The 26,457-nt window shown below is 62.1% G+C and carries 29 protein-coding genes; 18 read left to right on the forward strand and 11 right to left on the reverse strand.

The genetic code is table 11. From position 1 onward, the window contains the following. Positions 1-60 precede the first annotated feature (60 nt). The 3 genes from AC07VU_RS00810 to tldD are packed head-to-tail and all read left to right on the forward strand — an operon-like array spanning position 61 to position 6,232. Positions 61-3,864 carry a YhdP family protein gene (locus AC07VU_RS00810; RefSeq protein WP_495029413.1) on the forward strand — a complete coding sequence of 1,268 codons (3,804 nt, stop codon included), beginning with the start codon at positions 61-63 and terminating at the stop codon, positions 3,862-3,864. Between the two features lie 58 nt (positions 3,865-3,922). Next, on the forward strand, positions 3,923-4,762 hold the full coding sequence (locus AC07VU_RS00815) for a carbon-nitrogen hydrolase family protein (protein WP_495029414.1): 840 nt from the start codon (positions 3,923-3,925) through the stop codon (positions 4,760-4,762). A 27-nt stretch (positions 4,763-4,789) separates the two neighbouring features. Beyond that, positions 4,790-6,232 (forward strand): metalloprotease TldD, encoded by a 1,443-nt coding sequence (gene tldD / locus AC07VU_RS00820; RefSeq protein WP_007929903.1) that lies wholly within the window; start codon positions 4,790-4,792, stop codon positions 6,230-6,232. A gap of 48 nt (positions 6,233-6,280) precedes the next feature. Here tldD and yjgA read toward each other — a convergent pair whose 3' ends face one another. Beyond that, on the reverse strand, positions 6,281-6,802 hold the full coding sequence (yjgA, locus tag AC07VU_RS00825; protein WP_007929901.1) for a ribosome biogenesis factor YjgA: 522 nt from the start codon (positions 6,800-6,802) through the stop codon (positions 6,281-6,283). A 108-nt stretch (positions 6,803-6,910) separates the two neighbouring features. Between yjgA and pmbA the strand changes: the two genes are divergently transcribed. From pmbA to AC07VU_RS00855, 6 genes are all read left to right on the forward strand, one after another. After that, on the forward strand, positions 6,911-8,257 hold the full coding sequence (gene pmbA, locus AC07VU_RS00830; protein ID WP_007929896.1) for a metalloprotease PmbA: 1,347 nt from the start codon (positions 6,911-6,913) through the stop codon (positions 8,255-8,257). Positions 8,258-8,431: 174 nt separating this feature from the next. After that, the gene (locus AC07VU_RS00835; protein ID WP_007929895.1) at positions 8,432-8,827 is read left to right on the forward strand and encodes a hypothetical protein; all 396 of its coding nucleotides are present in this window, start codon (positions 8,432-8,434) and stop codon (positions 8,825-8,827) included. Next, complete coding sequence (locus tag AC07VU_RS00840; RefSeq protein ID WP_007929894.1) at positions 8,820-10,196, forward strand: class II fumarate hydratase; 1,377 nt, start codon at positions 8,820-8,822, stop codon at positions 10,194-10,196. The genes AC07VU_RS00835 and AC07VU_RS00840 overlap by 8 nt, the downstream gene beginning before the upstream one ends. Positions 10,197-10,223: 27 nt before the next feature. Next, on the forward strand, positions 10,224-10,673 hold the full coding sequence (locus tag AC07VU_RS00845; RefSeq protein ID WP_007929886.1) for a DUF2753 family protein: 450 nt from the start codon (positions 10,224-10,226) through the stop codon (positions 10,671-10,673). A gap of 1 nt (position 10,674) precedes the next feature. Next, the gene (locus AC07VU_RS00850; RefSeq protein ID WP_495029415.1) at positions 10,675-11,286 is read left to right on the forward strand and encodes a superoxide dismutase; all 612 of its coding nucleotides are present in this window, start codon (positions 10,675-10,677) and stop codon (positions 11,284-11,286) included. Between the two features lie 32 nt (positions 11,287-11,318). Further along, positions 11,319-12,212, forward strand: coding sequence for a ZIP family metal transporter (locus tag AC07VU_RS00855; protein WP_063428373.1), 894 nt, complete (start codon positions 11,319-11,321; stop codon positions 12,210-12,212). Between the two features lie 31 nt (positions 12,213-12,243). Here AC07VU_RS00855 and AC07VU_RS00860 read toward each other — a convergent pair whose 3' ends face one another. From AC07VU_RS00860 to AC07VU_RS00905, 10 genes are all read right to left on the reverse strand, one after another. Continuing rightward, entirely contained in the window at positions 12,244-12,516 is a 273-nt protein-coding gene (locus AC07VU_RS00860) for an HPr family phosphocarrier protein (RefSeq protein WP_007929877.1), read from the reverse strand. A 16-nt stretch (positions 12,517-12,532) separates the two neighbouring features. Further along, entirely contained in the window at positions 12,533-13,390 is an 858-nt protein-coding gene (rapZ, locus tag AC07VU_RS00865; RefSeq protein ID WP_123411079.1) for an RNase adapter RapZ, read from the reverse strand. Positions 13,391-13,392: 2 nt separating this feature from the next. Next, the gene (gene ptsN / locus AC07VU_RS00870; protein ID WP_007929873.1) at positions 13,393-13,857 is read right to left on the reverse strand and encodes a PTS IIA-like nitrogen regulatory protein PtsN; all 465 of its coding nucleotides are present in this window, start codon (positions 13,855-13,857) and stop codon (positions 13,393-13,395) included. A gap of 12 nt (positions 13,858-13,869) precedes the next feature. Then, on the reverse strand, positions 13,870-14,175 hold the full coding sequence (gene hpf / locus AC07VU_RS00875) for a ribosome hibernation-promoting factor, HPF/YfiA family (protein ID WP_007929872.1): 306 nt from the start codon (positions 14,173-14,175) through the stop codon (positions 13,870-13,872). A 79-nt stretch (positions 14,176-14,254) separates the two neighbouring features. Further along, positions 14,255-15,748, reverse strand: coding sequence for an RNA polymerase factor sigma-54 (locus AC07VU_RS00880; RefSeq protein WP_009042194.1), 1,494 nt, complete (start codon positions 15,746-15,748; stop codon positions 14,255-14,257). Between the two features lie 182 nt (positions 15,749-15,930). Continuing rightward, positions 15,931-16,656, reverse strand: a complete 726-nt coding sequence (gene lptB / locus AC07VU_RS00885) for an LPS export ABC transporter ATP-binding protein (RefSeq protein ID WP_007929870.1) — start codon at positions 16,654-16,656, stop codon at positions 15,931-15,933. After that, complete coding sequence (gene lptA / locus AC07VU_RS00890) at positions 16,656-17,204, reverse strand: lipopolysaccharide transport periplasmic protein LptA (protein ID WP_009042195.1); 549 nt, start codon at positions 17,202-17,204, stop codon at positions 16,656-16,658. The genes lptB and lptA overlap by 1 nt, the downstream gene beginning before the upstream one ends. Then, a complete protein-coding gene (lptC, locus tag AC07VU_RS00895) occupies positions 17,191-17,763 on the reverse strand; it encodes an LPS export ABC transporter periplasmic protein LptC (RefSeq protein WP_053259656.1) in 573 nt (190 codons plus the stop codon). The genes lptA and lptC overlap by 14 nt, the downstream gene beginning before the upstream one ends. 8 nt (positions 17,764-17,771) lie before the next feature. Next, a complete protein-coding gene (locus AC07VU_RS00900) occupies positions 17,772-18,296 on the reverse strand; it encodes a KdsC family phosphatase (protein ID WP_007929867.1) in 525 nt (174 codons plus the stop codon). Further along, positions 18,296-19,270, reverse strand: coding sequence for a KpsF/GutQ family sugar-phosphate isomerase (locus AC07VU_RS00905; protein ID WP_007929866.1), 975 nt, complete (start codon positions 19,268-19,270; stop codon positions 18,296-18,298). Before AC07VU_RS00905 ends, AC07VU_RS00900 begins: the two co-directional genes overlap by 1 nt. Positions 19,271-19,545: 275 nt before the next feature. Here AC07VU_RS00905 and AC07VU_RS00910 point away from each other — a divergent pair, with 275 nt between their 5' ends. The 9 genes from AC07VU_RS00910 (at position 19,546) to hisD (ending at position 26,455) form a co-directional block, all read left to right on the forward strand. Beyond that, positions 19,546-20,355 (forward strand): ATP-binding cassette domain-containing protein, encoded by an 810-nt coding sequence (locus AC07VU_RS00910; protein WP_009042197.1) that lies wholly within the window; start codon positions 19,546-19,548, stop codon positions 20,353-20,355. Next, positions 20,355-21,152, forward strand: coding sequence for a lipid asymmetry maintenance ABC transporter permease subunit MlaE (gene mlaE, locus AC07VU_RS00915; protein WP_007929864.1), 798 nt, complete (start codon positions 20,355-20,357; stop codon positions 21,150-21,152). Before AC07VU_RS00910 ends, mlaE begins: the two co-directional genes overlap by 1 nt. Then, positions 21,152-21,619: an outer membrane lipid asymmetry maintenance protein MlaD gene (gene mlaD, locus AC07VU_RS00920; protein ID WP_007929863.1), complete on the forward strand. Its 468-nt coding sequence runs from the start codon at positions 21,152-21,154 to the stop codon at positions 21,617-21,619. The genes mlaE and mlaD overlap by 1 nt, the downstream gene beginning before the upstream one ends. Before the next feature lie 10 nt (positions 21,620-21,629). After that, positions 21,630-22,283 carry an MlaC/ttg2D family ABC transporter substrate-binding protein gene (locus AC07VU_RS00925; protein WP_009042198.1) on the forward strand — a complete coding sequence of 218 codons (654 nt, stop codon included), beginning with the start codon at positions 21,630-21,632 and terminating at the stop codon, positions 22,281-22,283. After that, complete coding sequence (locus AC07VU_RS00930; RefSeq protein WP_274305553.1) at positions 22,280-22,585, forward strand: STAS domain-containing protein; 306 nt, start codon at positions 22,280-22,282, stop codon at positions 22,583-22,585. The genes AC07VU_RS00925 and AC07VU_RS00930 overlap by 4 nt, the downstream gene beginning before the upstream one ends. A 115-nt stretch (positions 22,586-22,700) precedes the next feature. Continuing rightward, on the forward strand, positions 22,701-22,952 hold the full coding sequence (locus tag AC07VU_RS00935; RefSeq protein ID WP_007929860.1) for a BolA family protein: 252 nt from the start codon (positions 22,701-22,703) through the stop codon (positions 22,950-22,952). A gap of 22 nt (positions 22,953-22,974) precedes the next feature. Then, the gene (gene murA / locus AC07VU_RS00940) at positions 22,975-24,240 is read left to right on the forward strand and encodes a UDP-N-acetylglucosamine 1-carboxyvinyltransferase (RefSeq protein WP_007929859.1); all 1,266 of its coding nucleotides are present in this window, start codon (positions 22,975-22,977) and stop codon (positions 24,238-24,240) included. A gap of 127 nt (positions 24,241-24,367) precedes the next feature. After that, the gene (gene hisG, locus AC07VU_RS00945; RefSeq protein WP_007929858.1) at positions 24,368-25,003 is read left to right on the forward strand and encodes an ATP phosphoribosyltransferase; all 636 of its coding nucleotides are present in this window, start codon (positions 24,368-24,370) and stop codon (positions 25,001-25,003) included. A gap of 123 nt (positions 25,004-25,126) precedes the next feature. Further along, complete coding sequence (hisD, locus tag AC07VU_RS00950) at positions 25,127-26,455, forward strand: histidinol dehydrogenase (protein ID WP_007929857.1); 1,329 nt, start codon at positions 25,127-25,129, stop codon at positions 26,453-26,455. Positions 26,456-26,457: the final 2 nt, after the last annotated feature.

Below are 26,457 nucleotides of genomic sequence, written 5' to 3' on the forward strand. Positions count from 1 at the left end.
ATTTACCGGATACAGCTGGCCCCGGTTTTCACATGACTCTTGCCACGGGGGCCAACTGACATGGAGCGTCTGATGCGCTTTCTCGCTGCTCTGACCCGCTGGGGGCTGGGGCTTTGTGCGTTACTGCTGGTGCTGACGGCCTTGTACGTCAGCCTGGGTCGGGAGCTGACCCCGCTGGTGGCTGAATATCGGGCCGAGGTCCAGGCCAAGGCTCAGGAAGCCTTGGGCATGCCGGTGCAGATCGGCCGGCTGGAAGGCAGCTGGAGCGGTTTCTCGCCCATCCTGCTGGCCCACGATGTGACAGTCGGCGAGGGCGCCAACGCCTTGCGCCTGGATCAGGTGCGGGTGGCGCCCGACCTGCCTGGCAGCGCCCTGGCGCGCCAACTGCGGGTCAAACACCTTGAGTTCAGCGGCCTCAACCTGAGCCTGAAGGAAGGTCCGGATGGGCGCTGGGCGCTCGAAGGCCTGCCGGTGCAGGATAACCAGCCTCTCGACCCCGAGCAGTTGCTCAACCGCATGCAGATGGTCAGTGAGCTGTCGGTGCTCGACAGCCAGGTGACCCTGCAACCGCTCGATCATCCCGCGATTGCCTTGACTTACGTCGGCCTCAATCTGCGTGTCGGCTCCGGCCGTCAACGCCTGGATGCACGCCTGACCCTGCCGGACGGTCAGCCCCTGGCTGTCAGCTTGCGCACGCGAATTCGCGCCAACGCCTGGCGCGAAGGGCAGGCCGACGCCTACCTGAGCCTGCCGCAAAGCGACTGGGCGAAATGGCTGCCGCCGCGCGTGACCCAACAGTGGACGTTCTCCGAACTCAAGGCTGGTGGCGAGTTCTGGCTCAGTTGGGGCGATGGCCTGCTGCAGAGCATGGTCGCACGCCTGAACGCGCCGCAGGTCAGCGGGGCCTATGACGAGCGCAAACCGGTCACAGTGAAGAACCTGGCGCTCAATGCCTATTTCCAGCGCAACGAGCAGGGCCTCAGCGTCGCCTTCGACTCGCTGGCCATGAACATCGGCGAGACGCGCTGGGAGTCCCGCCTGCACCTGCAGCAGACCGGTACCGTCAACAGTGCCGAAGAGCTCTGGCACTTGCAGGCCGACCGCCTCGACCTGACGCCGATCACGCCGGTCCTGGATGCCTGGGCGCCGTTGCCGGAAAAGGCCGCGACCCTCATCGACAACCTCAAGGTCACGGGCGCGCTGCGCAATATCCTGTTCGACTTCCGGCCGCAGGTCAGCGGCGATCAGCGCCTGAGTTTTGCCGCCAACCTGGAGCAGGTCGGGTTCAACGCCTATCGCGGCGCGCCGGCGGCCCGTAACGTCAGCGGCAGCATCAGCGGCGACCTGGGGCAGGGCGAGCTGCGCATGGACAGCAAGGACTTTGCCTTGCACCTGGACCCGATCTTCGCCAAGCCCTGGCAATACCTGCAGGCCAATGCCCGGCTGACCTGGAAGCTCGATCAGCAGGGGTTCACCCTGATCGCGCCGTACCTCAAGGTCCTGGGCGAGGAGGGCAAGATCGCTGGCGACTTCCTGATCCGCCTGCATTTCGACCACACCCAGGAAGACTATATGGACCTGCGGGTCGGTCTGGTCGATGGCGACGGTCGTTATACCGCCAAGTACCTGCCCGAGGTGCTCAGCCCGGCCCTGGACGAATGGCTGCGCACGGCAATCCTCAAGGGCGCGGTGGATGAAGGTTTCTTCCAGTACCAGGGTTCGCTGAACCATGGTGCAGCCGACACCGCGCGCAGCATCAGCCTGTTCTTCAAGGTGCACGATGCCGAGCTGGCCTTCCAGCCGGGCTGGCCGCACATTGGTAAGGTCAGCGGCGATGTGTTCATCGAAGACAGCGGTGTGCGCATCCTGGCCAGCCAGGGTCAGTTGCTCGACACCCAGGTGAAGGATGTCTACGTCAATATTCCCCATGTGCCCGCCGGGCAAAGCCCCCACATGTTTATCGACGGCGAGTTCGCCGGCGGCCTGGGCGATGGCTTGAAGATCCTTCAGGAAGCGCCGATCGGCACGGGCCCGACCTTTGCCGGCTGGCAGGGCGATGGCGACCTGCAGGGCAAGCTGAAACTGGATATCCCGCTGGTCAAGGGCGAAGAACCGAAGGTGCTGGTGGACTTCAAGACCAGCAAGGCACGGCTCAAGTTGAGTGAGCCGGAGCTGGAGTTGAGCCAGCTCAAGGGCGATTTCCGCTTCGACAGCAGCAAAGGGCTGAGCGGCCAGGGCATCAGCGCCCAGGCCTTCGAGCGCCCGGTGACCGCGCAGATTTTTGCCGACGGTCGCCCCGGCAAGCTCGATACCCGGGTCGTCGCCAAGGGCCAGGTGTCGGTCAATAAGCTCACGGAGTGGCTGAAATACAACCAGCCACTGCCGGTTTCCGGTGACATTCCCTACCAGTTGCAGCTCAACCTCGATGGCGCGGACAGCCAACTGATGGTCAGCTCCAGCCTCAAGGGGGTTGCCGTCGACTTGCCAGCGCCTTTCGGCATGACGGCCAGCCAGGGACGTGACAGCGTATTGCGCATGACCTTGCAGGGCGCCGAGCGGCGTTACTGGTTCGATTACGGCGATCTGGCCAACTTTACCTTCGCCGCGCCGAGCGGCAATTTTGCCGATGGCCGTGGCGAGTTGTTCCTCGGCGAGGGCGATGCCGTGCTGCCGGGGGCCAAGGGCCTGCGGGTACGCGGCGTACTGTCGGAACTGGACGTGGAGCCGTGGAAGGCGCTGGTCGATCGGTATGCCGGGCAGGACGCGGGCGGTAGCGCCAAGCAGCTGCTCAGCGGCGCCGACTTCCGGGTCGGCAAGCTCAGCGGTTTCGGCACGACCCTGGACGAGGCCCGTGTGCAGTTGACGCGCAAGCCGTCCTCCTGGGCCCTGCAGCTCGACAGCCTGCAAGCCAAGGGTAACGTGGCGATTCCCGATGCCAAGGCGGCGCCGATGGCAATCAATCTGCAGTATGTGCGCCTGCCGGCCGCCGATCCGACGGTGCAGGCCGACGAGAATGCACCGGACCCGCTGGCCTCGGTCGACCCGAAGAAAGTCCCGGCGCTGGATCTCTCTATCAATCAGCTGTACCAGGGCAACGACCTGATCGGCGGCTGGTCGCTGAAGGTGCGCCCGACCGCCAAGGGCATGGCTTTCAACAGTCTCGACCTGGGCCTCAAGGGCATGGTCCTGCAAGGCTCCGGCGGCTGGGAAGGCGAACCCGGCGCGGCCACCAGCTGGTACAAAGGCCGCCTGGGCGGCAAGAACCTGGCGGACGTGCTCAAGGGCTGGGGCTTTGCGCCGACCGTGACCAGTGAAGAGTTCCACCTGGATGTGGACGGGCGCTGGCCTGGCTCGCCGGCCTGGGTCGGGCCCAAGCGGTTCTCGGGCAGCCTGGATGCGACCCTGCGCAAGGGCCAGTTCGTGGAAGTCGAAGGCGGGGCGCAGGCCTTGCGGGTATTCGGCCTGCTGAACTTCAATTCCATCGGCCGGCGCCTGCGCCTGGACTTCTCCGACCTGTTCGGCAAGGGCCTGAGCTACGACCGGGTCAAGGGGTTGCTGGTGGCCAGCAACGGTGTCTACGTGACCCGCGAACCCATCACCCTGACCGGGCCGTCGAGCAACCTGGAGCTCAATGGCACCCTGGACCTGGTGGCCGACCAGGTGGATTCGAAGCTGCTGGTGACGCTGCCGGTGACCAACAACCTGCCGATCGCCGCGCTGATCGTCGGTGCGCCGGCGGTCGGCGGGGCGCTGTTCCTGATCGACAAGCTGATCGGCGACCGGGTGTCGCGCTTCGCCAGCGTCCAGTACAGCGTCAAGGGGCCCTGGAAGGACCCGAAAATCACCTTCGACAAACCTTTTTGAAAAACCGCGGCCCGGGCCTATGGAGTAGCATGGCCACATATCCAACCTGGAGTGCGCCATGTCCCTTGCGGTGATTCAGATGGTCAGCCAGAGCGACGTGCTAGCCAATTTGCAGCAGGCGCGAAACCTGCTGGAGCAGGCTGCTGCCGGCGGTGCGCGACTGGCCGTGCTGCCGGAGAACTTCGCCGCCATGGGCCGCCGCGACGCGGCGGCCATCGGTCGGGCGGAGGCCCGGGGCGAAGGCCCGATCCTGCCCTGGTTGAAACAGGCCGCCCGCGACCTCAAGTTATGGATAGTCGCCGGTACCTTGCCGCTGCCTCCGGTGGACCAGCCGGAGACCAAGGCCCGGGCCTGCTCGCTGCTGATCGACGAGCACGGCGAGCAAGTGGCGCGCTACGACAAGCTGCATCTGTTCGACGTCGACGTGGCCGACAATCGCGGCCGTTACCGGGAGTCGAATGACTATGCTCATGGAGAACAGGTGGTGGTGGCTGATACACCGGTGGGCCGGGTTGGCCTGACCGTGTGCTACGACCTGCGTTTTCCGGAGCTGTACAGCGAATTGCGAGCCGCCGGGGCGGAGCTGATCAGCGCTCCTTCGGCGTTTACCGCCGTGACCGGCGCGGCGCATTGGGACGTATTGATCCGCGCCCGGGCCATCGAAACCCAGTGCTACCTGCTGGCAGCGGCGCAAGGCGGCATTCATCCGGGACCCCGGGAGACCTTCGGCCATGCGGCCATCGTCGACCCCTGGGGCCGGGTGCTGGCGCAGCAGGATCAAGGCGAGGCCGTGCTGCTGGCCGAGCGCGACAGCAGCGAACAGGCGTCCATCCGGGCGCGCATGCCGGTGGCCAGTCACCGGCGCTTTTTCTCGCAAGGCGCGCAGCGACTTGCTTAAGAACGACGAATTTAAGGCGTAAAGCATATGAGCGGGTTGTTATCTTCAGTCAGTGAACACCTTCTGGCGCCCGGTGGCGTGACCCTGGAAAGCCTGCAGGGCGTGCTCGGCGATCTGGCCGGCCCGGGTATCGATGCCGCCGACCTGTATTTCCAGGGGCAGATTTCCGAGTCCTGGTCGCTGGAAGACGGCATCGTCAAGGAAGGCAGCTTCAATCTGGACCAGGGCGTTGGCGTGCGGGCGCAGTCGGGTGAGAAAACCGGTTTTGCCTACAGCAATGCCATCACCCTCGAAGCGCTTGGGCTGGCTGCCCGAGCCGCACGCTCGATTTCCCGCGCCGGGCAGAACGGTACCGTGCAGGCCTTTACCACCCAGGACGTGGCCCAGCTGTATGCGCCGGACAACCCCCTGGAAGTCATCAGCCGCGCGGAAAAGGTCGAGCTGCTCAAGCGAGTCGACGCCGCGACCCGTGCTCTCGATCCACGTATCCAGCAGGTCAGCGTCAGCATGGCCGGGGTCTGGGAGCGCATTCTCGTAGCCTCCACCGATGGCGGCCTGGCGGCGGATGTGCGGCCTTTGGTGCGCTTCAACGTCAGCGTGATCGTCGAGCAGAATGGCCGTCGCGAGCGTGGCGGTCATGGCGGCGGCGGGCGTACCGACTACCGTTATTTCCTCAGTGAAGACCGCGCCATGGGCTACGCCCGTGAGGCATTGCGCCAGGCCCTGGTCAACCTGGAAGCCATCCCCGCGCCAGCCGGCACCTTGCCGGTGGTACTGGGTTCCGGCTGGTCCGGCGTGCTGTTGCACGAAGCAGTGGGGCATGGCCTGGAAGGCGATTTCAACCGCAAGGGCAGCTCGGCCTACAGCGGCCGCATGGGCGAAATGGTGGCCTCGAAACTCTGCACCATCGTCGACGACGGCACCCTGGCCGGGCGGCGCGGCTCGCTGAGCATCGACGACGAAGGCACCCCGACCGAGTGCACCACCCTGATCGAGAACGGTGTGCTCAAGGGCTACATGCAGGACAAACTCAATGCCCGCCTGATGGGCGTGGCCCGCACCGGCAACGGTCGTCGCGAGTCTTATGCGCACCTGCCGATGCCGCGCATGACCAACACCTACATGCTGGGTGGCGAAAGCGATCCGGCGGAAATCATTGCTTCGGTGAAAAAGGGCATCTATTGCGCCAACCTGGGTGGCGGTCAGGTGGACATCACCAGTGGCAAGTTCGTGTTCTCCACCAGCGAGGCGTATCTGATCGAAGACGGCAAGATCACCGCGCCAGTCAAGGGCGCGACCCTGATCGGCAACGGGCCGGAAGCCATGAGCCGGGTGTCGATGGTCGGTAACGACCTGGCGCTGGACAGTGGTGTGGGGACCTGTGGCAAGGATGGGCAGTCGGTGCCGGTAGGTGTCGGCCAGCCGACCTTGAAGATCGATGCGATCACCGTGGGTGGCACGGGCGCTTAAGAAGTGAAGCGGCGGGTGAGTTGCCGGGCAACCCACCCGAGTCGAGGCTCAGCGCAGGCCGCGTTGAGTCTCGTCCAGCTCGCGGATGTATTTGAAGATTTTACGGCTGGAGGCAGGCGGCTTGTTATGGGCCACCTCATGCTGGGCCTGACGGATCAGGGAACGAAGCTGCTGACGATCCGCTTGCGGATAGTCGGTGACGAACTTTTCCAGGACCGCGTCATCGCCCGCGATCAAGCGATCACGCCAGCGCTCCAGGCCATGGAAACGTTCGTTGTACTGGCGAGTCGAGGCGTCGAGTTGGTCCAGCAGCACCAGGATCGCGCTGGTGTCCTGATCGCGCATCAGCTTGCCGATGAATTGCAGGTGGCGTTTGCGCGCGATATGGGCGACATGCTTGGGCGCATCCGCCAGGGCCCGGCGCAGAGCGTCGGTCAACGGCAGTTTGTTCAGCAAGTCGGGCTTGAGTGTTGTAAGGCGCTCGCCGAGGTCAACCAGAGCATGCAGCTCGCGTTTGACCTGGGATTTGCTTTTCTCCCCATCGAGGGAGTCGTCGTAAGAATCAACCATGGTGGCAGTCCGCAAAGAAACGCCGCCATGATAACCAGTCGGGGGCCGCTTGTCCGGCCCGGTCGCTCGAAGGCCTTAACCGAAAGCAGAATTTGAGTGGAGAAAACCATGAGTGCAGCACAAAGCGTCGGCCCGCAGGCTTTGCCGGCACTGCAGGAACAAGTCGAGCAGATCATCGCCGAGGCCAAGCGCCAGGGCGCCAGTGCCTGCGAAGTGGCGGTTTCTCTGGAGCAGGGCCTATCGACTTCGGTTCGCCAGCGGGAAGTGGAAACCGTCGAGTTCAATCGCGACCAGGGGTTTGGCATCACGTTGTATGTCGGCCAGCGCAAGGGCTCGGCCAGCACCTCGGCCAGTGGTCCCGAGGCGATTCGCGAAACCGTCGCCGCGGCCCTGGCCATCGCCAAACACACCTCGGAAGACGAAAGCTCGGGGTTGGCCGATGCCGCCCTGATGGCCCGGGACGTGCCGGACTTCGACCTGTTCCACGCCTGGGACATTACCCCGGAGCAAGCCATCGAGCAGGCGCTGGCCTGTGAGGCTGCGGCCTTTGCCGCCGACAGCCGGATCAAGAACGCTGACGGCACCACCCTGAGCACCCACCAGGGCTGCCGTGTGTACGGCAACAGCCACGGTTTTATCGGCGGTTATGCTTCGACTCGGCACAGCTTGAGTTGCGTGATGATCGCCGAGGCCGACGGCCAGATGCAGCGTGACTATTGGTATGACGTCAATCGCCAGGGCCATCTGTTGACGGACCCGGTGACCATCGGCCAGCGCGCTGCGCAACGTGCTGCGAGCCGCCTGGGCGCCCGCCCGGTGCCGACCTGCGAAGTGCCGGTGCTGTTTTCCGCGGAACTGGCCGGCGGCCTGTTCGGCAGCTTCCTGGGGGCGATTTCCGGCGGCAACCTGTACCGCAAATCGTCCTTCCTCGAGGGCGCGCTGGGGCAGCGACTGTTCCCCGAGTGGCTGACCATCGATGAGCGTCCGCACTTGATGCGCGCCCTGGGCAGTTCGGCGTTCGACGGCGATGGCCTGGCCACTTACGCCAAGCCTTTCGTCGAGAACGGCGAACTGGTGTCCTACGTGCTGGGGACTTATTCCGGGCGCAAGCTCGGCCTGCCCAGCACCGCCAACGCCGGTGGCGTGCACAACCTGTTCGTGACCCATGGCGAGGAAGACCAGGCGGCCTTGCTGCGCCGCATGGGCCGGGGCCTGCTGGTCACCGAACTGATGGGCCACGGGCTGAACATGGTCACCGGCGATTACTCCCGGGGCGCGGCCGGTTTCTGGGTGGAAAATGGCGAAATCCAGTTCGCTGTCCAGGAGGTGACCATTGCCGGCAACATGCGTGACATGTTCAAGCAGATCATCGCCGTCGGTAACGACCTGGAGTTGCGCAGCAACATCCGCACCGGTTCGGTATTGATCGAACGCATGACGGTCGCTGGCAGCTAAGTCGTAACGGCGTCAGCTAAAGCGCGCGTCCCGCCCGGGGCGCGCGCTTTTTTATTGCCCGGCTTTTGAACATTGACCAACCCTAGCCACCTGTGCAGGGACGCTTGGTCTTGAGCTTGTTTTGATTCTCAATATCATATAATAATAAATCTCATTATCGAATGAGCCCAGGTCATGAGTTCTGCCTTGCACGAGCAGCCTTATCTCGAAAGCTGGCGTTGGATGAGTCGCCAGATCCGTTGTGCCCTCGATCCGGACGAGCCGCGCCTGATCGAGCATTACCTGGCCGAAGGGCGCTATCTGGCGTGTTGCACCGCCACCTCGCCCTGGCTGATCGCTGAAACTTCATTCCGCCTGCTGCTCGACACCGCCACCGATACCGCGCTGCCCTGGCATTGGCGCAGCCAGTGCCTGGACCAGGCCTGGCGCCCGTTGCGTGACCTGGAACGCCTGTCTTTCTGCAAATGCCGGCTCAAACGCTGGCAAAGCCATGCCTGGCAACTGGCGACTTGCTCGTTGCTGCCATCCATTCCCCTTATCGAACTGGTGCAAGGATTTCCCGATGAGTAATACCCGTATCGAACGCGACAGCATGGGCGAACTGCATGTTCCGGAGCAGGCGCTGTATGGCGCGCAAACCCAGCGCGCGGTGGATAACTTTCCCATCAGCCACCAGCGCATGCCGGCGCAGTTCATCCGTGCGCTGATCCTGGCCAAGGCGGCCGCGGCCAAGGCCAACGTCGAACTCAAGCAACTGAGCGAATCCCAGGGCAAGGCCATAGTCGATGCTGCCCAGGGCCTGCTGGAAGGCGACTTCATGCAGCATTTCCCGGTGGATATCTTCCAGACCGGGTCCGGCACCAGTTCCAACATGAACGCCAACGAAGTCATTGCCACCCTGGCCAGCCGTTTGCTCGGCGAACCGGTCAACCCCAACGACCATGTGAACTGCGGGCAGAGCAGCAACGACATCATTCCGACCACCATCCACGTCAGCGCCGCGCTGGGCTTGCACGAACAACTGCTGCCGGCGCTGGTGCATCTGGTGCAAGTCATCGAGCGCAAGGCGGTCGAGGTCCATCCCTTCATCAAGACCGGCCGCACTCACTTGATGGACGCGATGCCAGTGCGTATGAGCCAGGTGCTGGAAGGCTGGGCGCAGCAGCTCAAGGCCAATATCGGTCACCTGCAGGATCTGCTGCCGAGCCTGCAATCCCTGGCGCAGGGTGGCACGGCCGTGGGCACCGGGATCAACGCTCACCCGCAATTCGCCGCGGGTTTCAGCCGGCAGTTGAGCAGCCTGACCCAGGTGCAGTTCACCCCGGGCAAGAACCTGTTCGCCCTGATCGGCTCCCAGGACACCGCGGTGGCGGTCTCGGGCCAGCTCAAGGCTATCGCGGTCACCTTGATGAAGATCGCCAACGACCTGCGCTGGATGAACTCCGGGCCGTTGGCCGGCCTCGGCGAAATCGAGCTGGAAGGGCTGCAACCGGGGTCTTCGATCATGCCCGGCAAGGTCAACCCGGTGATTCCGGAGGCTACGGCGATGGTGGCGGCCCAGGTGATCGGCAACGACACCACGATCACGGTGGCGGGGCAGTCGGGCAACTTCGAGCTGAACGTCATGCTGCCGATCATCGCCCAGAACCTGTTGAGCAGCATCGAGTTGCTGGCCAATTCCAGCCGCCTGCTGGCGGACAAGGCGATTGCCAGCTTCAAGGTCAACGAGCCCAAGCTCAAGGAGGCGCTGTCGCGCAACCCGATCCTGGTCACGGCGCTCAACCCGATCATCGGCTACCAGAAGGCCGCTGAAATCGCCAAGACCGCCTACAAGCAGGGGCGCCCGGTGATCGATGTCGCCCTTGAACACACTGATCTGTCACGCAGCCAGCTGGAGATCCTGCTCGACCCGGAAAAACTCACCGCGGGCGGCGTGTAAATCCCGACATTGCTTTGGAGGTTCACCATGGAGCACTGGAAACGCACGATCGAAAGGGCAAACCGTTTCTTCATGCAGGGCGACCTGGTGGATGCCCGCGAGTATTACTTGCAGGCCCTGGCCCTGGCGCAGGTGTTGTTCGAGCGCTGGAGCGATGCCGACGAAGCGGTGGCGGCTTGTGTCATCTCCCATCACAACCTGGCGGACCTGCACCTGCGCCTGAATCAGCCGGAGGAGAGCGCGGAGTACCTCTGCGCCATCCATCAGCGGTTGTTGCAGACCATGCAGGACAGCCGCCTGGCGCCGGCGCTGCGGGAAGCCGCGCTGCGCCAGAGCAGCAAGACCTATGTCGAGTTGCTCAACTTCATCAGTGAGCACGGTGAATACCCCCGTACGCATCGCCTGCTGGAGAGCAATGTCGCGCAATCGACTGCCGGCACCGCGACCCCGAATGCCCCTCATTACGGAGCACATTGAGATGTCCTTTACCTTGCCTGCATTGCCCTACGCCTACGACGCCCTGGAACCGCACATCGATGCGCAGACCATGGAAATTCACTACACCAAGCATCACCAGACCTATATCAACAACCTCAACGCGGCCGTGGAAGGCACCGAATGGGCCGACTGGTCGGTGGAAAAGCTGGTGGCCGGGGTCCAGCAATTGCCGGAGAAGCTGCGTGCAGCGGTGATCAACCAGGGCGGTGGTCACGCCAACCATTCGTTGTTCTGGGCGGTGATGGCGCCGAGCGGCGGAGGCAAGCCGAACGGTGCGCTGGGCCAGGCGATCGACGAGCAGCTGGGCGGTTTCGAGAGTTTCAAGGAGGCCTTCACCAAGGCCGCGCTCACGCGTTTCGGCAGCGGTTGGGCCTGGCTCAGCGTGACCCCGCAAAAGACCCTGGTCGTCGAGAGCAGCGGCAACCAGGACAGCCCATTGATGAACGGCAATACCCCGATTCTCGGTCTGGACGTGTGGGAGCACGCCTATTACCTGCGTTACCAGAACCGGCGGCCGGAATACATCAATGCGTTCTACAACGTGATCAATTGGCCTGAAGTAGCCCAGCGCTATCAGGTCGCAATGGTTTGAGCTCCCTCCTATAAAAAGACCTAAGGCTGACTATGGGCACTGAAACACTGACGATCAGCAGCGGGCGTATGTTTCGTTACGCATTCGGTTCGCTGTTGCTGTTGGCGGGTACTGCATTGCTGGTTGCCCAGGGCTTGTCCTGGTTGGACCTGGAGCCGCGTTTGTTGCGTGCGTTGCAGGGTGGGGCGGTCTGTGCCCTGGGAACCGCGCTGGGGGCAGTGCCAGTGTTGGTCATTCGCAAGATGCCGCTGGCGCTGAGTGACACCCTGTTGGGATTCGGTGCCGGGGTGATGCTGGCGGCTACGGCCTTTTCGTTGATCGTGCCCGGGATCGCCGCGGCGGAAAAGCTCGGACTGTCGCCCTGGGCATCGAGTGGCCTGATCAGCTTCGGCATCATGCTCGGTGCCTTGGGGTTGTTTCTGGTGGACCGCAAAGTCTCGGGGGGCAACCCGGAGAAACTGGTGGGTACCCTTGAGCACCCGGTCATCCCGCCGCGAATCTGGCTGTTTGTGTTTGCCATCATCGCCCACAACATTCCCGAAGGAATGGCCGTGGGTGTTTCCGCGGGTGGTGGCATGCCGGAGGCGGACAGCCTGGCCATGGGCATCGCCTTGCAGGATGTGCCGGAAGGGCTGGTGATTGCTTTGGTGCTGGCTGGCGCCGGCATGTCCAGGGTCAAGGCATTCCTGATCGGCGCCGCTTCAGGCTTGGTGGAGCCGGTGTTCGCGTTGCTTTGTGCGTGGCTGGTGAGCCTGGCCGAGATGCTGTTGCCGCTCGGGCTGGCGTTGGCGGCGGGGGCGATGCTGCTGGTGGTGACCCACGAAGTGATTCCCGAATCACGACGCAACGGTCATGAGAAGCTGGCCAGCCTGGGTTTGTGTGTCGGCTTTTGCCTGATGATGGTCATGGATACGGCACTCGCTTGAGTGCCTTTGCGGCAGGTTTGCCCTGCCGACCTTACTCGCCTTCGTCGAAGAAGTTGTTGATCAGTGCCACCAGCGCTTCCAGCGCCTCCTGCTCCTGTTCGCCTTCGGTCTTCAGATGAATCCTGGTGCCCTTGCCGGCGGCCAGCATCATCATTGCCATGATGCTCTTGCCGTCGACCATCGACTCCGGCGTTCTCCCAGCGCGGATCTGGCAAGGAAACTGACCGGCCACGCCGACGAACTTTGCCGAAGCACGGGCATGCAGGCCCAGTTTGTTGATGATTTCAATTTCCAGAGCAGGCATCGCGGGGTAGATCCTTTCAGCTAAGGTCGCGGTGGCGAACCTGGACGTTCTTCAGGGACTTTTGCAGGACTTGGCCCAAGCGTTCGGTCAGGTAGACCGAGCGATGGTGGCCGCCCGTGCAGCCAATGGCAATAGTGACGTAGGCGCGGTTGCTGGCGGCGAAACGGGGCAACCATTTCAGCAGGTAGCTGGAGATGTCCTGGAACATTTCCTCGACGTCCGGCTGGGCGGCCAGGTATTCGGCAACCGGCTGGTCGAGCCCGGACTGGGCACGCAACTCGGGTTTCCAGTACGGGTTGGGCAGGCAGCGCACATCGAACACCAGGTCGGCATCGACCGGCATGCCACGCTTGAATCCGAAAGACTCCACCAAAAAGGCGGTGCCCGGTTCCGGTTGGTTCAACAGGCGCAACTTGATGGTATCGCGCAGTTGATAGAGGTTCAGGTTGGTGGTGTTGATCTTGAGATCGGCCAGGTCGGCGATCGGTCCCAGCAGATGGCTTTCGTCCTGGATCGCCTCGGCCAGCGAGCGATTGTTGCTGCTCAAGGGATGGCGGCGTCGCGTTTCGGAAAAGCGCTTGAGCAGGGTTTCTTCGTCAGCGTCCAGGTACAGCACATCGCACTGGATATGCCGGCTGCGGACTTCCTCGAGCAGTTCGGGGAAGCGCGACAGGTGGCTGGGCAGGTTGCGGGCGTCGATCGACACGGCGACCAGTGGCTGTGTCAGTTCGGTATGGATCAGCGCCCGTTCGGCCAGCTCGGGCAGCAGCCCGGCCGGCAGGTTGTCGATGCAGTAATAGCCATTGTCCTCGAGTACATCGAGGGCGGTGCTTTTACCTGAGCCGGACCGGCCGCTGACGATGATCAAGCGCATGATTACTGACCGTTCTGTTCGTCCAGGACAACCTTGTACAAGGCTTCGTTGCTGGTGGCGCTGCGCAGTTTGTCGCGCACCTCTTTGCGGTCCAGCATGCTGGCAATCTGCCGGAGCAGTTCCAGGTGCGCATCGGTAGCGGCTTCCGGGACCAGCAGTACGAACAGCAGGTCGACCGGTGCGCCGTCGATGGCGTCGAAATCGATGGGAGCGTCCAGGTGCATCAGGGCACTGATGGGCGACTCACAGCCTTTGAGGCGGCAGTGTGGAATGGCGATGCCGTTGCCAAAACCGGTAGAGCCCAGTTTTTCACGGGCAATCAGGCTTTCGAAGACATCTTGCATCTCCAGATCAGGCACTTCGCGGCTGATCAGGTTGGCAATTTGTTCGAGGGCACGTTTTTTACTGCCGCCCGGCACGTTCACCAGGGAACGGCCGGGGGTCAGGATGCTTTCAAGTCGGATCATGGGAGGGGAGTGTTAGCGACCCGTGCCTTGGAGAAGGTGGAGTTGCTTTTCCTTATGCTTTTTCAGTTGGCGGTCAAGCTTGTCCGTGAGCAAGTCGATTGCGGCATACATGTCGTCATGTTCTGCATTGGCGACGACTTCCCCACCATGGATGTGCAGCGTGGCCTCGATTTTCTGCTTCAGTTTTTCGACGGCCAGCGTTACCTGCACATTGGTAATCTTGTCAAAGTGCCGCTCAAGTCGGTCGAGTTTTTCGCCGATGTAAGCGCGCAGAGGTTCGGTCACTTCCAGTTGGTGTCCACTGATGTTGACTTGCATACAGCTTCTCCTTCGTTGCCAGTGCATAAAGCGGCAGGTCGATTGACCTGCCACTGGAACGCTGTGGCGAGCCCGGCGGCTACATCAACCGCTTCCGTTCGCTGGAAGGCGCGATCCCCAGGGATTCACGGTACTTGGCGACGGTACGACGGGCTACCTGAATGCCTTGTGCCTCCAGTAAACCAGCGATCTTGCTGTCACTCAACGGCTTTTTCTGATTTTCCGCGGCGACCAGTTTTTTGATGATCGCGCGGATCGCCGTGGACGAGCATTCACCGCCTTCGGAGGTACTTACGTGGCTGGAGAAAAAGTATTTCAGTTCATAAATGCCCCGTGGGGTATGCATGAATTTTTGCGTGGTCACCCGTGAAATCGTCGACTCGTGCATGCCGACTGCTTCGGCGATGTCATGCAGGACCAACGGTTTCATCGCCTCATCGCCGTACTCGAGGAAGCCGCGCTGATGCTCGACGATCTGGGTGGCGACTTTCATCAGGGTTTCGTTACGGCTCTGCAGGCTCTTGATGAACCAGCGGGCTTCCTGCAGCTGGTTGCGCATGAAGGTGTTGTCGGCGCTGGTGTCGGCGCGCCGCACGAAGCCGGCGTACTGTGGGTTGACGCGCAGGCGCGGCACGGACTCCTGGTTCAACTCCACCAGCCAGCGTTCGTTGTCCTTGCGCACTATGACGTCGGGGACCACGTATTCGGCTTCGGTGGATTCGATTTGCGAGCCCGGCCGTGGGTTGAGGCTCTGTACCAGTTCGATGACTTGGCGCAGTTCGTCTTCCTTGAGCTTCATGCGGCGCATCAGCTGGCTGTAGTCGCGGCTGCCGAGCAGGTCGATGAAGTCGCTGACCAGGCGCTTGGCTTCAGTCAGCCAAGGGGTCTTGGCAGGCAGCTGGCGCAGTTGCAGCAGCAGGCATTCGCCCAGGTTGCGGGCGCCGATGCCGGCGGGCTCGAATTGCTGGATACGGTGCAGGACGGCCTCGATTTCGTCGAGTTCGATGTCCAGTTCCGGATCGAAGGCTTCGAGGATTTCCTCGAGGGTTTCGTCCAGATAGCCCTGATTGTTGATGCAGTCGATCAGGGTCACGGCGATCAGGCGATCGGTGTCGGACATGGGCGCCAGGTTCAACTGCCAGAGCAGATGGCTCTGCAGGCTTTCGCCGGCCGAGGTGCGGGTGGTGAAATCCCACTCGTCGTCATCGTTGCTGGGCAGGCTGCTGGCGCTGGTCTGGTAGACGTCTTCCCAGGCGGTGTCGACCGGCAGGTCGTTGGGAATGCGTTCGTTCCATTCGCCGTCCTCGAGGTTGTCCACCGTCGGGGCGGTTTCCTGGTAGGAGGGTTCCTGGATATCGGTATTGGGTTTCTGCTCGGCGTTGTCGGCCAGCGGATCGGTGTTATCGAAGTCGTCGCCTTCTTCCTGGCGCTCGAGCATCGGGTTGGACTCCAGGGCCTCCTGGATTTCCTGTTGCAGGTCCAGGGTCGACAATTGGAGCAGGCGGATGGCCTGTTGCAGCTGCGGTGTCATCGTCAGCTGCTGGCCCATTCTGAGGACTAGCGATGGTTTCATGGCAGGGGCTTAACACCTTATTCGCCGGCGCACATGCGCCATCCACTACAGGGCGCGTGAGCGCCAAACATAAGCAAATTATATGCCTGAAACTGAAGTGTTTGCCTAGAGCGCTGTAACAATAAAAACAGCAGGGTTTTATTGGGGCGGGCGCTCTGGCGACCAGCCAAACACCTCAGGGCTTACAGGCGGAACTCATGGCCCAGGTAAACTTCCTTGACCAGCTCGTTGGCGAGGATGGTTTCGGCGTCGCCTTCGGCGATCAGTTGACCGTCGTTGACGATGTAGGCGGTTTCGCAGATATCCAGGGTTTCACGGACGTTGTGGTCGGTGATGAGCACGCCGATACCCTTGGCCTTCAGGTGATGAATGATCTGCTTGATGTCGCCTACCGAGATCGGGTCCACGCCGGCGAAAGGTTCGTCGAGCAGGATGAACTTGGGGGCGGTGGCCAGGGCGCGAGCGATTTCCACGCGGCGACGTTCGCCGCCGGAAAGGCTCATGCCCAGGTTGTCGCGAATGTGGTTGATGTGGAACTCCTGCAGCAGGCTTTCCAGCTCCTGGCGACGGCCGGCCTTGTCGAGCTCCTTGCGGGTCTCGAGGATGGCCATGATGTTGTCGGCCACCGAAAGCTTGCGGAAGATCGAGGCTTCCTGCGGCAAGTAGCCGATCCCGGCGCGGGCGCGGCCGTGCATTGGCTGGTGGCTGACATCTAGGTCGTCGATCAGGATGCGACCCTGATCGGCCTGGACCAGGCCGACGATCATGTAGAAGCAGGTGGTCTTGCCGGCGCCGTTGGGGCCGAGCAGGCCGACGATCTGGCCGCTGTCGATGGACAGGCTGACGTCACGCACGACCTGGCGGCTCTTGTAGCTCTTGGCCAGGTGCTGAGCTTTCAGAGTTGCCATTACTGGGCCTTTTGCTCGTCAGTTTTCTTTTTCGGCTGGATGACCATGTCGATCCGTGGGCGCGACTCGGTGACCTTGCTGCCGGTGGCGCGACCGGCGCTGGCCAGCTTCTTGTTGGTGTCGTAGACGATTTTCTCGCCCTGGGTGATGTTGCCGTCCTTGTCGACGACTTTGGCGCGGTCGATCAGTACGACGCGGTTCTGCGCGGCGTGGTACTGGATGGTCACACCGTAGCCCTGGACCGGCTTGGTGTCGCCCTGGGTTTGAATCTGCTCGAAGTAGGCCAGGTTGCCCACCGAGGTCACCACGTCGATATCACCGGTCTGGGTGCGGGTGATGGTCACGGTATTGCCGGTGACCTTCATCGAGCCCTGGGTGATGATCACGTCGCCTCTGTAGGTGGCTACGCCATTCTTGTCGTCCAGTTGAGCGTCGTCGGCCTGGATGCGGATCGGTTGCTGGCTATCGTTCGGCAGAGCCCAGGCGCTCACGCTTCCCAGTGCTGCGCCCAGACCGAGCAAAATAGGGAGGGTTTTAACGAGCCTCATACTGTCCTCTTACGTTCGATAGCAGGTTCATCCTGCCGTCTTTCAAATACGCTTTCATTCCCTTGCCAGTCGTCACGCCGCCGGCGCCGTCGATTCTAACGTCTTGATCGGTCTGCGCATATTGCTTCTGCGGGAATACTGTCATGCGGGTCGTGGTGATCAGCAGGTTGCGATTTTTCTCGTCGGTGCGCGAAACCCGTACCGAATCGATCAACTCGACCTCGGTGCCGTCCGGGTTGACTTCGCCACGCTCGCTCTGGACATGCCAGGGGAAGGTGGTACCGCGATACATCTGCAGGTCCGGCTTGGTCAGCAGGGTCACCTCGGTGGCCTTGAGGTGCTCGACCTTGTCGGAAGTCATTTCGTACTGCAGCTTGCCGTCGGGCAGGTACTGCACGCTACGGGCGTTGATGGCGTAGTAGTCGATGGCGCTTTCGTCGACCTGCGCGACCGGCTTGTCGAGGAAGCGTTCCGGGCTGATGTTCCAGTACCCCACCGCCAGGAACAGCACGGTGATGATGCCGAAGATCAGTATGTTGCGAATCTTTTTGCTCAGCATGGGAGGCTCTATAAGTAGGCGGCGTGGGCTGCTTCAAGGCTGCCTTGGGCGCGCAGGATCAACTCGCAGAACTCGCGGGCGGCGCCTTCGCCGCCACGGGCCTGGGTGACGCCATGGGCGTGTTCACGGACAAAACTGGCGGCATTGGCGACGGCCATGCCCAGGCCGACCCGGCGGATCACTGGCAGGTCGGGCAAGTCGTCGCCCAGGTAGGCGACCTGCTCATAGCTTAGGCCCAGTTGGGCAAGAAGCCCGTCCAGCACCACCAGTTTGTCTTCGCGACCCTGAAACAGGTGGGGAATCCCCAGGTTTTTCGCCCGACGCTCGACCACCGGCGTCTTGCGGCCGCTGATGATCGCCGTCTGCACGCCCGTGGCCATCAGCATCTTGATGCCCTGGCCGTCGAGGGTGTTGAAGGTCTTGAATTCGCTGCCGTCTTCGAGGAAGTACAGGCGACCGTCGGTCAGTACGCCGTCGACGTCGAATACCGCCAGCTTGATGTTCTTGCCGCGTTGCAGCAGATCCGTGCTCATTACATGACTCCCGCGCGCAGCAGGTCGGACAGGTTGAAGGCGCCGATCGGGCGATCGTCCTTGTCCACCACGACCAGTGCGTTGATTCGATTGTCCTCCATGATCTTCAGGGCTTCGGCCGCGAGCATTTCGGCGCGGGCGGTCTTGCCGTGAACGGTCATGACTTCATCGATAGTGGTGTGGTGGATGTCGATGGTGCGGTCCAGGGTGCGGCGCAGGTCGCCATCGGTGAAGACCCCCGCCAGACGCCCGTCGGCCTCGACAATGACGGTCATGCCCAGGCCCTTGCGGGTCATTTCCATCAAGGCGTCCTTGAGCAACGTGCCACGCTGGACCTGCGGCAGTTGCTCGCCGGCATGCATGACGTTCTCGACTTTCAGCAGCAGGCGCCGGCCCAGCGCGCCGCCCGGATGGGAGAAGGCGAAGTCTTCGGCGGTAAAGCCGCGGGCTTCCAGCAGCGCCACGGCCAGGGCGTCGCCCATGACCAGGGCGGCGGTGGTCGAGGAGGTCGGAGCCAGGTTCAGCGGGCAGGCCTCTTGCTCGACCTGGACGTTGAGGTTGACCTCGGCGGCCTTGGCCAGTGGCGAATCAGGGTTGCCGGTGATGCTGATTAACTGGATGCCCAGGCGCTTGATCAGCGGCAACAGGGTCACGATTTCATTGGTCGAGCCGGAGTTGGACAGGGCCAGGATCACGTCGTCCCGGGTAATCATGCCCATGTCGCCATGGCTGGCTTCGGCCGGATGGACAAAAAACGCGGTGGTGCCGGTGCTGGCCAGGGTGGCGGCGATCTTGTTGCCGATGTGCCCGGACTTGCCCATGCCGACCACTACTACGCGGCCTTTGCTGGCCAGAATCATCTCGCAAGCGCGTACGAAATCTGCGTCGATATGTGGCAGCAAGCCTTGTACGGCTTCTATCTCGAGGCGGATGGTGCGTTGTGCCGATTGAATCAGGTCGCTGGATTGGCTCATGTCAGAAATCGTATAGCCTGATGAAAAGGCGGCGATTATAGCGGTAATGATCGATTCCCTCACGCAAGTTCGTCAGCCTTTGTCCTTCTATAGGTAGGAATTGTCCTGTAAAGCCTGTTTTAGGCTGTCGTGATCCTGAATGCGGATGGCTTCGGCCTTGGGGGCTCCGTATCAGCAGTGATATAGTTCGCCGCCAGTTCGGCCTGCCCTGGGTGCATGTACTCCCGGCAGGGAGCCAAGCGTCCGAGTGAGAGGCTGCATCGCAAGGAGTTTAGATGAGTGCCGATAACGCCTACGCGGTCGAGCTGAAGGGACTGTCCTTCAAGCGCGGTGCGCGCAGCATCTTCAATAATGTCGATATCCGTATTCCGCGGGGCAAGGTCACCGGCATCATGGGGCCTTCCGGTTGCGGCAAGACCACGCTCCTGCGGTTGATGGGCGCGCAATTGCGTCCCAGCAGCGGTGAAGTCTGGGTCAATGGCCAGAACCTGCCCAAATTGTCGCGCGGCGATCTGTTCGACGCCCGCAAGCAGATGGGCGTGCTGTTCCAGAGCGGCGCGCTGTTCACCGATCTCGATGTGTTCGAGAACGTTGCCTTTCCGCTGCGTGTTCATACCCAGCTACCGGATGAAATGATCCGCGATATCGTCCTGCTCAAGTTGCAGGCGGTCGGGTTGCGCGGTGCCATCGACCTGATGCCCGACGAGCTGTCCGGTGGCATGAAGCGTCGCGTGGCCCTGGCCCGGGCCATCGCCCTGGACCCGCAGATCCTCATGTACGACGAGCCGTTCGTAGGCCAGGACCCCATTGCCATGGGCGTGCTGGTGCGCCTGATCCGTCTGCTCAATGACGCGCTGGGTATCACCAGCATCGTGGTTTCCCATGACCTGGCGGAAACCGCGAGCATCGCCGACTACATCTATGTGGTGGGCGATGGCCAGGTGCTGGGGCAGGGCACGCCCGACGAGCTGATGGATTCCGATAACCCGCGGATCCGCCAGTTCATGAAAGGCGACCCCGACGGTCCGGTACCCTTTCACTTTCCAGCGCCGGACTACCGCGCAGATCTTCTGGGGAAGCGCTGATGCGCAAAGTATCTTTATTGGAGCGAATTCGTCTGTTCGGCCACTCGGGCATCGACGTTCTCGCGGTGCTCGGGCGTTCGAGCCTGATGCTGTTTCATGTGTTGTTCGGCCGCGGCAGTATCGGCGGCGGCTTCGGCCTGTTGGTCAAGCAGCTGCATTCGGTGGGCGTGATGTCCCTGGTGATCATCGTGGTCTCCGGGATATTCATCGGCATGGTACTGGCGCTGCAGGGCTTCAATATCCTGTCCAGCTACGGTTCGGAGCAAGCGGTGGGGCAGATGGTGGCCCTGACCTTGTTGCGTGAGTTGGGGCCGGTGGTCACGGCATTGCTCTTCGCCGGCCGGGCCGGCTCGGCGCTGACCGCGGAAATCGGCAACATGAAAGCCACCGAGCAGCTCTCCAGCCTGGAGATGATCGGTGTCGACCCGCTCAAATACATTATCGCGCCACGGCTGTGGGCCGGTTTCATTTCCCTGCCGTTGCTGGCGATCATTTTCAGCGTGGTGGGCATCTGGGGCGGTTCGTGGGTGGCCGTCGACTGGCTGGGAGTCTATGAAGGTTCCTACTGGTCGAACATGCAAAACAGCGTGACGTTCAGCGATGACGTGCTCAATGGCATCATCAAGAGCATCGTTTTCGCCTTTGTCGTGACCTGGATCGCCGTATTCCAAGGCTATGACTGCGAGCCCACTTCAGAGGGGATCAGTCGTGCCACTACCAAGACCGTTGTGTACGCCTCGTTGGCCGTACTCGGCCTGGACTTTATTCTGACCGCCTTGATGTTTGGAGATTTCTGATGCAAAACCGCACCCTGGAAATCGGTGTCGGCCTTTTCCTGCTGGCTGGCATCCTGGCTTTGCTGTTGCTTGCCTTGCGGGTCAGTGGCTTGTCCCCGACCTCGAGCACCGATACTTATAAACTTTACGCATATTTCGACAATATCGCCGGTTTGACGGTCAGAGCTAAAGTGACCATGGCCGGTGTGACCATCGGCAAGGTCACGGCTATCGATCTGGACCGCGACAGTTTCACCGGTCGGGTCACGCTGCAGTTGGAAAAACGCGTCGATAACCTGCCGACCGACTCCACTGCATCTATCCTGACCGCTGGGTTGCTCGGCGAGAAATACATTGGTATCAGCGTCGGCGGCGAAGACACGTTGCTCAAGGATGGCGGGACCATCCATGACACCCAGTCTTCACTGGTGCTTGAGGACCTGATCGGTAAATTCCTGCTCAATACCGTTAGCAAAGACGCCAAATGAGGATTTTTTCATGATCTCTACCTTGCGACGTAGCCTGTTGGTATTACTGGCGGCGTTGCCGTTGATGGCTCACGCCGTGGCGGCGCCTTCCGCGCATGATCTGGTACAGGACACCACCAACCGTCTGCTGGCCGACCTGGCCGCCAACAAAGAAAAGTACAAGCAGGACCCGCAGGACTTTTATGCGGCGCTGAACAGCATCGTGGGGCCGGTCGTGGATGCCGAAGGCATTTCCAAGAGCATCATGACGGTCAAGTACTCGCGTAAAGCCACGCCGGAACAGATGCGCACCTTTGAAGAGAACTTCAAGAAGGGCCTGTTCCAGTTCTATGGCAACGCCTTGCTGGAGTACAACAACCAGGGCATCGTCGTTGACCCTGCCAGGGACGAGTCGGGTGACCGTACCAGCGTCGGCATGACGGTCAAGGGCAGCAACGGTGCGATCTATCCTGTGTCGTACACGCTGGAGAAGATCAGCGGTGAGTGGAAGCTGCGCAACGTGATCATCAACGGCATCAATATCGGCAAGCTGTTCCGCGATCAGTTCGCCGATGCCATGCAGCGCAACGGCAATGATCTGGACAAGACCATCAACAACTGGGCTGGCGAAGTGGCCAAGGCCAAGGAATCGACCGAAAACTCTCCAGAGAAGGTCGTGAAATGAGTGAGTCGGCCGTCCGTCTGGGTGAAGCCGGCGAACTGCTGATCAGCGGTGTGCTGGACTATCGTTCCGGCCCGGGCCTGCGCAAGCAGGGGCAGACCCTGATCGCCTCCAGCACTGCGGCGGCGCTGGTGCTCGACTGTTCGGCGGTGGAGAAGTCCAGCAGCGTCGGCTTGTCGTTGCTGCTGGCCTTCATGCGTGATGCCGCGGCAGCCGGCAAGGCCGTCAGCATCCGTGCGTTACCTGAAGACATGCGCGAAATCGCCGAGGTTTCCGGTTTGACCGAGCTGCTGGCGCAGCCTTAGTAACCCATCGACAAGCAAGCCCCCCGTCAGAGTCCTGCTATGCGGGGTTCGCAGGCGCGGGGCTTTTTTGTATGATGTCCGACCCGCGCGCACAGGGCGCCGATTGAGGTTGAGCATGCAGGCCAACGAAGTGAAGAGCTTCCTTGAAGGAAAGCTGTCCGAGACTCTTTCATCCGTTCAGGTAGAAGTTGAGGGCGAAGGCTGCAACTTTCAGCTGAACGTGATCAGTGACGAACTGGTGGCCTTGAGTCCGGTCAAGCGTCAGCAGAGCATCTATGCCCATTTGAACCCGTGGATCGCCGATGGCAGCATCCATGCGGTCACTATGAAATTTTTCAGCAGCGCGGCTTGGGCCGAGCGCACCTGAGCCCAAGGGCGTCGAGATTCTTATGGATAAATTGATTATTACCGGCGGCGTTCGTCTTGATGGCGAAATCCGCATTTCCGGGGCAAAGAACTCTGCCCTGCCGATTCTGGCTGCAACCCTGCTGTGCGATGGCCCGGTCACGGTCGCCAACCTGCCGCACCTGCACGACATCACCACCATGATCGAGCTGTTCGGTCGCATGGGCATTGAGCCTGTGATCGACGAGAAACTCAGCGTCGAAATCGACCCACGCACCATCAAGACCCTGGTTGCGCCGTATGAGCTGGTCAAGACCATGCGTGCCTCGATCCTGGTGCTGGGCCCGATGGTTGCCCGTTTCGGCGAAGCCGAAGTCGCGCTGCCTGGCGGTTGCGCCATCGGTTCGCGTCCGGTCGACCTGCACATCCGCGGCCTGGAAGCCATGGGCGCGGTGATCGACGTCGAAGGCGGCTACATCAAGGCCAAGGCGCCTGAAGGCGGCCTGCGCGGCGCGCACTTCTTCTTTGATACCGTGAGTGTGACCGGTACCGAGAACATTATGATGGCAGCGGCCCTGGCCAAGGGGCGCAGCGTGCTGCAGAACGCCGCCCGCGAACCGGAAGTGGTCGACCTGGCAAACTTCCTCAACGCCATGGGCGCCAAGGTTTCCGGCGCCGGTACCGACACCATCACCATCGACGGTGTCGAGCGCCTGCACTCGGCGACCTACAAGGTCATGCCGGACCGTATCGAGACCGGGACCTACCTGGTCGCCGCTGCCGTGACCGGTGGCCGCGTGAAGGTCAAGGACACCGATCCGACCATCCTCGAGGCCGTCCTGGAAAAACTCAAGGAATCCGGCGCCGAAGTCACCACCGGCGAGGACTGGATCGAGCTGAATATGCACGGCAAGCGTCCGAAGGCGGTCAACGTGCGTACCGCGCCGTACCCGGCGTTCCCGACCGACATGCAGGCCCAGTTCATTTCCCTCAACGCCATTGCCGAAGGCACTGGCGCGGTGATCGAGACTATCTTCGAAAACCGCTTCATGCACGTTTACGAACTGCACCGCATGGGCGCGAAGATCCAGGTCGAAGGCAACACTGCCATTGTCACCGGTACCGAAATCCTCAAGGGCGCCCCTGTCATGGCCACCGACCTGCGGGCTTCGGCCAGCCTGGTGATCTCGGCCCTGATGGCCGAAGGCGACACCCTGATCGATCGCATCTACCACATCGACCGTGGTTACGAGTGCATCGAAGAGAAGCTGCAGATGCTCGGCGCCAAGATCCGCCGCGTACCGGGCTAGTTTGCGTGATGGGCACAGGGACGTGCCCCAAGGTTTCGTTCCAAGTCGAGCCTGTGTTCAGGCTCGATGCGTGTCTGGCGCCATTTGCGACCGGGCATGAGTATCCTGATAAGGACTTACGTTTCCCATGTTGACCATCGCACTGTCCAAGGGCCGCATCCTTGATGACACCTTGCCGCTTCTGGCTGAAGCCGGCATCGTGCCCACCGAGAATCCGGACAAGAGCCGCAAGCTGATCATCCCCACGACCCAGGCCGACGTGCGCTTGCTGATCGTGCGCGCCACCGACGTGCCGACCTATGTCGAACATGGTGCCGCCGACCTCGGCGTTGCCGGCAAAGATGTGCTGATGGAATACGGCGGCCAGGGCCTGTACGAGCCGCTGGACCTGCAGATCGCCCAGTGCAAGCTGATGACCGCCGGTGCCATCGGCGCGGTCGAGCCCAAGGGCCGACTGCGTGTCGCCACCAAGTTCGTCAACGTTGCCAAGCGTTACTACGCCGAGCAGGGTCGTCAGGTCGACATCATCAAGCTGTACGGCTCGATGGAACTGGCGCCGCTGATCGGCCTGGCGGACAAGATCATCGACGTGGTCGACACCGGCAACACCCTGCGGGCCAACGGCCTGGAGCCCCAGGAGCTGATTTCCATGATCAGTTCCCGTCTGGTGGTCAACAAGGCCTCCATGAAAATGCAGCACGCCCGCATCCAGGCACTGATCGATACCCTGCGCAAAGCAGTGGAGTCGCGACACCGCGGTTGATTCACTCGCGCGGCGCGAGCCGCGCCCGTCTATCCGTGTCATAGCCAATTTTCTCAGGTGCCCGCGCGAATGGACTGGTAGCTTAGGGTGCCTGAGCATTAGCCATTCAATGAGGCCCTCGCTATGACCGCTCCCACTGCAATTCGCCGACTCAACGCTGCTGACCCGGATTTCGCGCATCATCTGGATCATCTGCTGAGCTGGGAAAGTGTGTCTGACGACTCGGTCAATCAGCGGGTGCTGGACATCATCAAGGCGGTGCGCGAGCGCGGCGACGCGGCGCTGGTGGAATTCACCCAGCGTTTCGACGGCCTGCAAGTGGCATCCATGGCCGACCTGATCCTGCCGCGCGAGCGCCTGGAACTGGCCCTGACCCGGATCACCCTGGCCCAGCGCGAAGCCCTGGAAAAAGCCGCGGCGCGGGTGCGCAGCTACCACGAAAAACAGAAGCAGGACTCCTGGAGCTACACCGAGGCCGACGGCACGGTGCTGGGCCAGAAGGTCACGCCGCTGGACCGCGCCGGCCTGTATGTGCCGGGTGGCAAGGCGTCTTATCCCTCCTCGGTGTTGATGAATGCCATCCCGGCCAAAGTGGCGGGCGTCACCGAGGTGGTGATGGTGGTGCCGACCCCGCGCGGCGAGGTCAACGAACTGGTGCTGGCCGCGGCCTGCATCGCCGGCGTCGACCGGGTGTTCACCATCGGTGGCGCCCAGGCCGTTGCCGCCCTGGCCTACGGTACCGAGAGCGTGCCGCAGGTGGACAAGGTGGTCGGCCCGGGCAACATCTATGTGGCCACCGCCAAGCGTCACGTGTTCGGCCAGGTGGGTATCGACATGATCGCCGGCCCTTCGGAGATCCTGGTGGTGTGCGACGGCCAGACCGATCCGGACTGGATCGCCATGGACCTGTTTTCCCAGGCCGAGCACGACGAAGACGCCCAGGCGATCCTGGTCAGCCCGGACGCCGCGTTCCTCGACCAGGTCGCCGCCAGCATCGCCAAGCTGCTGCCGACCATGGAGCGCGCGCAAATCATCAATACCTCGATCAACGGCCGTGGCGCGCTGATCCAGGTGCGCGATATGCAGCAGGCCATCGACGTGGCCAACCGCATCGCTCCGGAGCACCTCGAACTGTCCGTCGCCGATCCCCAGGCCTGGCTGCCGCAGATCCGCCACGCTGGCGCGATCTTCATGGGCCGTCACACTTCCGAGGCCCTGGGCGACTACTGCGCGGGCCCGAACCATGTGTTGCCGACTTCCGGCACGGCGCGGTTCTCCTCGCCGCTGGGGGTGTATGACTTCCAGAAACGTTCGTCGATCATTTTCTGCTCGGAGCAGGGCGCTTCCGAACTGGGCAAGACCGCCTCGGTGCTGGCCCGTGGCGAGTCGCTGAGCGCCCACGCCCGCAGTGCGGAATACCGGATCATCGCTGACCAGGAACAGGGGCAATAAGC

The organism is Pseudomonas sp. GW821-FHT02B10 (assembly GCF_059421865.1).

What these genes read in the sequence shown, in the direction of transcription:
- AC07VU_RS00815 (WP_495029414.1), top strand. Translation starts at nt 3,923, where the DNA reads ATGTCCCTTGCGGTGATTCAGATGGTCAGCCAGAGCGACGTGCTAGCC.
- AC07VU_RS00855 (WP_063428373.1), top strand. Translation starts at nt 11,319, where the DNA reads ATGGGCACTGAAACACTGACGATCAGCAGCGGGCGTATGTTTCGTTAC.
- yjgA (WP_007929901.1), bottom strand. Translation starts at nt 6,802, where the DNA reads ATGGTTGATTCTTACGACGACTCCCTCGATGGGGAGAAAAGCAAATCC.
- lptA (WP_009042195.1), bottom strand. Translation starts at nt 17,204, where the DNA reads ATGAGGCTCGTTAAAACCCTCCCTATTTTGCTCGGTCTGGGCGCAGCA.
- AC07VU_RS00845 (WP_007929886.1), top strand. Translation starts at nt 10,224, where the DNA reads ATGGAGCACTGGAAACGCACGATCGAAAGGGCAAACCGTTTCTTCATG.
- hisD (WP_007929857.1), top strand. Translation starts at nt 25,127, where the DNA reads ATGACCGCTCCCACTGCAATTCGCCGACTCAACGCTGCTGACCCGGAT.
- hisG (WP_007929858.1), top strand. Translation starts at nt 24,368, where the DNA reads ATGTTGACCATCGCACTGTCCAAGGGCCGCATCCTTGATGACACCTTG.
- tldD (WP_007929903.1), top strand. Translation starts at nt 4,790, where the DNA reads ATGAGCGGGTTGTTATCTTCAGTCAGTGAACACCTTCTGGCGCCCGGT.
- rapZ (WP_123411079.1), bottom strand. Translation starts at nt 13,390, where the DNA reads ATGCGCTTGATCATCGTCAGCGGCCGGTCCGGCTCAGGTAAAAGCACC.
- hpf (WP_007929872.1), bottom strand. Translation starts at nt 14,175, where the DNA reads ATGCAAGTCAACATCAGTGGACACCAACTGGAAGTGACCGAACCTCTG.
- mlaD (WP_007929863.1), top strand. Translation starts at nt 21,152, where the DNA reads ATGCAAAACCGCACCCTGGAAATCGGTGTCGGCCTTTTCCTGCTGGCT.
- AC07VU_RS00880 (WP_009042194.1), bottom strand. Translation starts at nt 15,748, where the DNA reads ATGAAACCATCGCTAGTCCTCAGAATGGGCCAGCAGCTGACGATGACA.
- AC07VU_RS00835 (WP_007929895.1), top strand. Translation starts at nt 8,432, where the DNA reads ATGAGTTCTGCCTTGCACGAGCAGCCTTATCTCGAAAGCTGGCGTTGG.
- AC07VU_RS00850 (WP_495029415.1), top strand. Translation starts at nt 10,675, where the DNA reads ATGTCCTTTACCTTGCCTGCATTGCCCTACGCCTACGACGCCCTGGAA.
- ptsN (WP_007929873.1), bottom strand. Translation starts at nt 13,857, where the DNA reads ATGATCCGACTTGAAAGCATCCTGACCCCCGGCCGTTCCCTGGTGAAC.
- pmbA (WP_007929896.1), top strand. Translation starts at nt 6,911, where the DNA reads ATGAGTGCAGCACAAAGCGTCGGCCCGCAGGCTTTGCCGGCACTGCAG.
- AC07VU_RS00930 (WP_274305553.1), top strand. Translation starts at nt 22,280, where the DNA reads ATGAGTGAGTCGGCCGTCCGTCTGGGTGAAGCCGGCGAACTGCTGATC.
- AC07VU_RS00905 (WP_007929866.1), bottom strand. Translation starts at nt 19,270, where the DNA reads ATGAGCCAATCCAGCGACCTGATTCAATCGGCACAACGCACCATCCGC.
- AC07VU_RS00925 (WP_009042198.1), top strand. Translation starts at nt 21,630, where the DNA reads ATGATCTCTACCTTGCGACGTAGCCTGTTGGTATTACTGGCGGCGTTG.
- AC07VU_RS00900 (WP_007929867.1), bottom strand. Translation starts at nt 18,296, where the DNA reads ATGAGCACGGATCTGCTGCAACGCGGCAAGAACATCAAGCTGGCGGTA.
- AC07VU_RS00860 (WP_007929877.1), bottom strand. Translation starts at nt 12,516, where the DNA reads ATGCCTGCTCTGGAAATTGAAATCATCAACAAACTGGGCCTGCATGCC.
- AC07VU_RS00935 (WP_007929860.1), top strand. Translation starts at nt 22,701, where the DNA reads ATGCAGGCCAACGAAGTGAAGAGCTTCCTTGAAGGAAAGCTGTCCGAG.
- lptC (WP_053259656.1), bottom strand. Translation starts at nt 17,763, where the DNA reads ATGCTGAGCAAAAAGATTCGCAACATACTGATCTTCGGCATCATCACC.
- AC07VU_RS00810 (WP_495029413.1), top strand. Translation starts at nt 61, where the DNA reads ATGGAGCGTCTGATGCGCTTTCTCGCTGCTCTGACCCGCTGGGGGCTG.
- mlaE (WP_007929864.1), top strand. Translation starts at nt 20,355, where the DNA reads ATGCGCAAAGTATCTTTATTGGAGCGAATTCGTCTGTTCGGCCACTCG.
- murA (WP_007929859.1), top strand. Translation starts at nt 22,975, where the DNA reads ATGGATAAATTGATTATTACCGGCGGCGTTCGTCTTGATGGCGAAATC.
- lptB (WP_007929870.1), bottom strand. Translation starts at nt 16,656, where the DNA reads ATGGCAACTCTGAAAGCTCAGCACCTGGCCAAGAGCTACAAGAGCCGC.
- AC07VU_RS00910 (WP_009042197.1), top strand. Translation starts at nt 19,546, where the DNA reads ATGAGTGCCGATAACGCCTACGCGGTCGAGCTGAAGGGACTGTCCTTC.
- AC07VU_RS00840 (WP_007929894.1), top strand. Translation starts at nt 8,820, where the DNA reads ATGAGTAATACCCGTATCGAACGCGACAGCATGGGCGAACTGCATGTT.